Annotated in this window: 5 protein-coding genes; all 5 read left to right on the top strand. The window is 71.6% G+C overall.

The annotated features are described in order from the left end of the window. Positions 1 to 323: 323 nt before the first annotated feature. The 5 genes from MXD58_RS16670 (at position 324) to MXD58_RS16650 (ending at position 6,825) form a co-directional block, all read left to right on the top strand. Positions 324 to 1,154: a metallophosphoesterase gene (locus MXD58_RS16670; protein WP_248841336.1), complete on the top strand. Its 831-nt coding sequence runs from the start codon at positions 324 to 326 to the stop codon at positions 1,152 to 1,154. Between the two features lie 927 nt (positions 1,155 to 2,081). Further along, a complete protein-coding gene (locus MXD58_RS16665) occupies positions 2,082 to 3,212 on the top strand; it encodes a DegT/DnrJ/EryC1/StrS family aminotransferase (protein ID WP_248841335.1) in 1,131 nt (376 codons plus the stop codon). 2 nt (positions 3,213 to 3,214) lie between these two features. Next, on the top strand, positions 3,215 to 4,192 hold the full coding sequence (locus MXD58_RS16660) for an NAD-dependent epimerase/dehydratase family protein (RefSeq protein ID WP_248841334.1): 978 nt from the start codon (positions 3,215 to 3,217) through the stop codon (positions 4,190 to 4,192). Between the two features lie 203 nt (positions 4,193 to 4,395). Next, positions 4,396 to 5,550 (top strand): MGDG synthase family glycosyltransferase, encoded by a 1,155-nt coding sequence (locus MXD58_RS16655; protein ID WP_248841342.1) that lies wholly within the window; start codon positions 4,396 to 4,398, stop codon positions 5,548 to 5,550. Between the two features lie 186 nt (positions 5,551 to 5,736). Next, positions 5,737 to 6,825, top strand: a complete 1,089-nt coding sequence (locus MXD58_RS16650; protein WP_248841333.1) for a DMT family transporter — start codon at positions 5,737 to 5,739, stop codon at positions 6,823 to 6,825. The last annotated feature ends 8 nt before the right edge of the window (positions 6,826 to 6,833 follow it).

Below are 6,833 nucleotides of genomic sequence, written 5' to 3'. Positions count from 1 at the left end.
GGTCGCGGGGCCGGGCCGCTGGCCGGGGCGGCCGGCGACCACGCGCGTTCCGCACGGGATGCAGTCAAGCACCCCGTCGTTTCCCCCGTGCCCCGAACGCGGCGATCGACAAGTGTGTCGGCGTCTTCTCGTCCGGCCATGGCCGAATCGGACCAGGGCCGGGCGTGGTACGGCACCGGGGCATTCTTGGTTTGTCTGACACCAACTCCGGTGAATTCGGTGGCGCGCGCCCCCGCAACCGGTTCCGGGCGCCGGGTGATCAGCCGGACGCTCGATCGGGCGGACCCGGCGGAAACGGCCCCGCCGCGGGGGATGCTCGTGCCATGCGATATGCGGTACTGGCCGACCTGCACGGGCGGCCGAAGGCGCTGCGACGGGTGCTGGCCGCCGCGGCGGAGGCCGGCGTGGACGAGGTGGTCGTCCTCGGCGACTACCTGGAGGCGAAGGTGCCGCGCAGGTCTCACGACCCGTCGCGCTACTGGCCACTGTCGGCGGTCGTCGACTCTGACCCACTGTTGTGGTCGCGGCTCGCCGGGATCCGCCGTGTGCTGGGCAACCAGGAGCTGCGTATCCGCGAGTTGTTGCGGCCCGAGCAGGTCCCGGCCGGCCTGGCCGCTGTCCTGGACGGCCCCGAAGCGGTCCGCCTGCACGGCCTGCTGGGCCTGCACGGCCACCAGATCCGCTGGGCGGTCGGCGGCGGCGCGCACGGCGACGAGCCGGGCTCGCCCGACGTCGACGACGCGGATCACGTCGATCTGTTGGTGCCTGTCCCCGAGGATGTCCCCAGGGTGCCGGTCGTGGTGGTGGGGCACACCCATCAGACCGCCGTCTTCGAGATCCGCTGGCCGCACCCAAACCCGCAGCAGCAGGTCTCCGCGACCTCTTCGCCGCCACCGGAGGAGAAGCGCGGGCCGTCCGTGCGGGTGCTTCCGACCGGGAGGGGCCAGCCCCTTCGACTACCCGGAGTGGTCACCGGCGGCGCCGCGGCGCCGGGGGACGGGCAGCGTACGGACGTCGACCTGGCCTGTGACACGACGCTGTTGGTCAACGTGGCGCCCGCACGCGGACGCCCACATCACTGGCTGCTCTACGACACAGAACGTGCTGAGATCGACTTCCGGGAGGCCCGCCCATCACGAAAAGAACCCGGGTAGGCACAATCGGCTCCCACGCGGCTAGGGCCCCTTGGTAGAGCCCTAGGTCCTCTCGCGCCCGACAGATGGGGGTCGTAAACTTCAGCCAGTCCCGATGGAGTTCCCACCTGCGTTCCCCCCGTACGCCAGGTGATGCGACTTCATCGGGACTTCTTAGTTTTGTCCGTGCGCGGAGCGTTAGTGCGCGCCGGCGCCCCGGGCGGGCGCTGTCCGCGGTAAACGGGTCCATCCCTCACCCCGTCGGGGTGAATTCGGGCGTTGATCGCGGCCGCGCGGCGCCGCCCCTGCCCTGGCGCCGGGGCGAGGACGAGCCGCCCGCGACCGGAGCGCACCGCCGCCGACCTCTCGCGATCAGCCTGTGCGAGTGCGCCTTGCCCGGTCCACGGCCCGCGTCCGCGTGGGTGGGCGCTCCGGCCGGCGGTGCTTGCTGTGTGCCGCGAGGTCCCCCGCCGGGCCGGCCGGCTACCGGTGGCGGGCGGGTGACCAGCTCTCGCGACCGGCGTTGGAAGCGCGAGGATGCAGGTCCGCCCGGCCATGACCGTGTCCGGGTGGCAGTCGGGGCCGATCCGCGCGGGTCCCGACGGGGAGCCGCTACGGCATCACTGTCCGTCCCGAGGCCGTCTTTCCCTGGCGATGTTGCCGAAAGTCGTCCCGGGAGGCGTCGCTTTGGCGACAAGGTCGGCTACTTTCGGATAGATGTGAGATGTTTCGTTGGTAACCACCATGGGCCGTGGCCGTGCTGTCGATCGGGATCGATAGCCTGTTTTGGGCATGCACGGACAAAGCCGGTTGTTGCTACGGGCGAGTTGGAGGGCGCGGCTGCAGCCGCAGCGCGGATGGCTGGGCCACGCATCGGCGTGCCGTTGTGTCGTGGGTGCTCGCAGTGGCGCCCGCTCAGCGGCTAACTCGGAAGGCAGGGCTGAACAGGTGCATGTCCCCGCGGCGCGCATCGTCTTCTCACCGGAGGATCGCGCGGAGATCGCGTCGGCCACGACCGAGATCCTTTCCACCGGTGCGATGACCCTGGGCGCGCACACCAAGGAATTCGAGGCCGCATTCGCCGCGGCTCATGCCGCCCCGTTCGCGGTGGCCGTGAGCAGCGGAACGGCAGCGCTGGAGATCATTCTCCGCAGCCTTGACGTTCAGGGTGCGGATGTCGTCCTACCCACCAACACGTTCGCCGCCACCGCCTTCGCGGTCCTGCGGGCCGGAGCGACGCCGGTGTTCGCCGATGTGAATCCGGACACCTTCGCGCTGTCGGCGGCCACCGTCGAGGCGGCCGTGACACCGAACACCAAAGCGGTCGTAATCGTGCATATTGGCGGCCTCATTCCGCCGGATATCGGAGAGCTCGCGAAGTTCTGCGCGGATCGGGGTCTGGCCCTGGTCGAGGACGCGGCGCACGCGCACGGCTGCCGGCACGGCGACACCCTCGCCGGCTCGTTCGGAGTGGCCGGCGCCTTCTCGTTCTATCCGACGAAGGTGATCACCAGTAACGAGGGCGGCATGATCGTGACCGCCGACCCGGCCATCCACGAGGCCGCGGTCGTCTACCGCGACCAGGGCAAGGCCGGTTTCCTCGGTAACACCCACATTCGCGAGGGCTACGCCTGGCGGCTCAGCGAGATGCACGCGGTCACCGGCAAGGTGCACCTGCGGCACCTCGACGAGTTCCTCGCGGTCCGCGCGCGGGCCGCCGCCCGCTACGACGCCGCCGTGGACGCCCTCGACGGTGTCAGCCGTCTGCGGCTGCCCGCCGGCCACGTCAGCAACTTCTACAAATACATCGTCCTGCCCCGGCCTGGTGTCGACCGGGCGCGGCTGAAGAAGGAGCTCAAGGAGCGCCACGGCGTCTCCCTCAGCGGCGAGGTCTACGAGGCGCCGCTGCACCAGCAGCCCGTCTTCAGCAGCTACGCGGGCCGCCCGCTGCCGATCGCGGAGGACCTCTGCGCCCGGCACGTCTGCCTGCCGATCCACTCCGACATGACCGACGCGGAGGCCGACCACGTCGTGACCTCCCTCGCCGCCGCGCTGGCGAGCCTGGACCTGGGCAGGTGAGCATGAAAATCGCCGTTACCGGAGGATCCGGGTTCATCGGCAGTCACGTGGTAGACCGGCTTCTCGACGCCGGCCACGAGGTCGTCTCCCTCGACGTCGACGCGCGCCCGAGTGACCCGCGCGCCACCAGCCTGCGGGTCGACGTCCTCGACCTGCCCGGGCTGACCGCGGCGCTGCGCGGCGCCGACGCCGTCTTCCACGTCGCGGGCATGTCGAACGTCGACTTCGCCTACGCCGACCCGGCGCGCACGGTCCGCCTCAACGTCGAGGGCACCGGCAACGTCTGTGAGGCGGCTCGGCAGGCGGGTGTCGGCCGGGTGCTGTTCGCCAGCACCGTGTGGGTCTACGGCGCGGTCGGAGAACAGGCGACCCCGGCGCCGCTGACCGAGGACGCCGAGATCACCCTGAGCCGCGCCGGGCATGTCTACACCTCCACCAAACTTGCCGCGGAACTGCTTCTGCACAGCTACCAGCAGACTTACGGGCTGCCCTTCACAATCCTGCGATACGGCATCCCGTACGGTCCGGGCATGCGAGACGAACTGGTCCTGGCCCGTTTCGTCCGCAAGGCACTCGACGGCGACTCGCTGACGGTGGCCGGGGACGGCCAGCAGTTCCGTAACTACGTGTTCGTCCGCGACCTGGCCGACGCGCACGTGCAGGCGCTGCGCCCGGAGGCGGAGAACGCGACGATCGCGCTGGAGGGCGCCGAGGCGGTCAGCGTGCTGGAGATGGCCCAGGCCGTCTGCCGCTACTTCCCCGGGACGACCATCGAGCATGTGCCGGCCCGGCCGGGCGACTTCCGCGGCCGGGAGGTTTCCGCCCGCCGGGCACAGGATCTGCTCGGCTGGCGGCCCACCACGCCGTTCTCCGACGGAGTGCGGCAGTACATCGACTGGTATCTGGCGAATCGGCGGCCACCGGCGCAGGCCGTTCAGCCCGCCGATGACCTCGACGTCTCTGCGGCGTCGTCGGATTAACCGGCGACACCAGAACAAACACGGATAGATCGGCGGTGTGAAGGGTGAGCGGACCATCCGAGGACGGCAACCCGGTGGTGGCTGACGGACCAGGCGGCGAGGATCGCCCGGCGAGTGGGCCACGAGAGCTTGGTGGCCGACTCGCCGGCGAGGGCGCCGTCAACACCGGGAACATCAACACCGGGAACATCAACATCGGTAGCGTGAACGGCAGCAGCGCGGCCGTCGGCGTCGGACCGGCGGCGCGCACGCCCGGTCGGCGCAGGTCCGCGCTGCTGCTATCCGGATCGCTCGGCATGGGCCACGACGTGATGGCCGAGGCCTGCGCCACGTCGCTGACGCAGCGTGGCTTCGCCGCCCGCACCGGCGACAGCCTGCGCATGCTGGGAGGGCGCAACGGCGCCCGCGGCGAGAAGGTCTTCCGCGGGATGCTCGCCGTGCCCGGCCTGTACGACGCGGTGCACTTCTCCCAGATGCGCACCGGCGGGCCGCTCGCCCGGCTGATCGAGCGGACATCGAGCCGCTATGTCGTCCCGGCGCTGCGCGAGGAACTCATCAGCCAGCCGACCGACCTCGTCATCTCGATCTTCGCGACCGGGGCGGCGGCGACCAGCCGGGTCAAGCCGGAGTTCCCCGGCCTGGTCACCGCCGTGTTCTCCACGGACTGCTGCGTGCACCGGCTCTGGGTGCACGAGAACACCGACCTGTACCTGGTCACCTCCCAGACCGCCGCCCGCTACGTGCGGCGGTTCGCGCCGAACGCACTGGTGTCCGTGGTGCCCACCCCGGTGCGCGAGCCGTTCTACGACCCGCCGACCCAGGAGGAGGCGCGCGCGTCGCTGGGCATCCCCGCCGACGCTCCGTGCGTCCTGCTGATGTCCGGTTCCTGGGGGCTCGGGCCGCTGGTCGAGAGCGCGGCGGCGCTGGCGGGCGCCGGCATCTACGTGCTCGCCGTCGCCGGCCGCAACGAGCAGCTCGCGGCGAAGCTGACCGCCCTGTCCGAGCGGCAGCACAAGGTCGTCCCGTTCGGCTTCACCGACCGCATCCCGACGCTGATGGCCGCCAGCGACCTCGTCGTCACCTCCTCCGGCGACACCTGCAGTGAGGCCCGGGTGATCGGCCGGGACCTGCTGCTCCTCGACGTCGTGCCCGGACACGGCCGGGACAACCTGCAGAAGGAGCTCGAGCGCGGGCATGCCGAAGTCACGAACACCGACCCGGTGTCGCTGACCCGATCCGCCCTGGCCTGCCTCGACCGGGTCAAGCCGCCGTCGAGCCGGGTCGCGGTCGGCCCGCAGGCCTGGGAGCAGGCCTTCGGTGCTGCGCTGGCGCAGATCGGGTTCGGCGCCCACTGGTGAACCACGGCCTCGCCCGGCCGGTAACCGCCCGGCCCGGGATGCTTCACGCCACCGCTGGTGTTGACTCGGACGTGCGGGGACGAACCGATCCGGGTCGACCCGCCACCGAGACCGGACAACGCAGGGACAGGTCGACGCTGGCATGAACGAGATGACGGGGGCGCGCGTGGCGACCTGGCCGCGCGCATGAGCAAGGCGCTGCTGGTCGGCCTGCCCACCGCGATGGTGTCGGCGGGCCTGTACGGGATCGCACCGCTGGTGCAGGCGCGGGCCGCCCGCCAGGAGGAAGCGAGCTCGGGTCTCGGCCTCGGGCTGCTGGCGCATCTGGCCCTGCGCCCGCTGTGGCTTATCGGGCTCGGCGTGGAGGCCGCGTCGTTCCTGCTGGAGGTGTACGCGCTGTCGGTCGCGCCGGTCGCGCTGGTCGCCCCGGTGATGGCGCTCGACATGATCGTCTTTACGTTGCTGGCGCAGCGGGTGCTCGGGGAGCGGATCAGCCGGACCGGCTGGATGGGCGTCGCGTCGATGGTCGCGGGCGTCGGCCTGCTGGCCTTCGCGTTCGCCCGCCGTGCGGAGGTGGGCAGCGCGGCGAGCACCGATGTCCTGCTCGCGTTCCTCGTGCTCGGTCTGGCGTTCGCGCTGTTCTGCGCGTTTCTGGCGAACCTCGCCGCGACCCGGGGGACCGTGCTCGGGGCGGCCGTCGGGTTCGGCGCCGCCGCCGGGGTCTGCTACGCGATCGCGACGCTCGCGACCCGGCAGATCGGCCTGGCGGTGGACGAGCGGCGCAACGGCCACTCCACTCTCGTGGACCTGCTGACGACGCCGACGCCGTACGTCCTCGTGCTCTTCTCGGTGCTGGCCCTCGGTCTGCAGCAGCGGGGCCTGCAGGGCCGGGCGGCGGTGATCGCCTTCCCGGTGACCAGCGGGGTGTCCGCGTTCCTGCCGGTGACGCTGGGCCTGACGCTGTTCGACGAGCCCGCGCCCGACGGTGCCCAGCGGGTGGCGTTCATCGTCGCGATGGTGATGGTCGCCGCGGGCATCGCCGCCCTCGGCCGGGACCGGATGGCCGCCAACCGGTCCGTCGACGAACTGGAGGGCAACGCCGCGCAGCCGGAGCCCGACCCGGCCACGGCCACGCCGCCGACCGCCGATTCCCCGCCCATTGCCGCCCCGCCGGAGGCTTCGGAGAGTCAGCCCGGGACGCAGAGCACCGAGGACGCCGAGACCCGATCCGACGCGCCGCGCTGGGCCACCCACACCGCCGACCGCAAGCGCTGACCCTCCGC

Origin of the sequence: Frankia sp. AgKG'84/4 (assembly GCF_023242965.2) — a bacterium.
Taxonomy (GTDB): Bacteria; Actinomycetota; Actinomycetes; order Frankiales; family Frankiaceae; genus Frankia.
The sequence above is the reverse complement of the archived record's forward strand: the minus strand, read 5'-3'. Positions and strand labels throughout refer to the sequence as shown.

Bases quoted from the DNA above. Each gene is read 5' to 3' on its own strand.
- MXD58_RS16670 (WP_248841336.1), top strand. From the start codon at position 324: ATGCGATATGCGGTACTGGCCGACCTGCACGGGCGGCCGAAGGCGCTG.
- MXD58_RS16660 (WP_248841334.1), top strand. From the start codon at position 3,215: ATGAAAATCGCCGTTACCGGAGGATCCGGGTTCATCGGCAGTCACGTG.
- MXD58_RS16650 (WP_248841333.1), top strand. From the start codon at position 5,737: ATGAGCAAGGCGCTGCTGGTCGGCCTGCCCACCGCGATGGTGTCGGCG.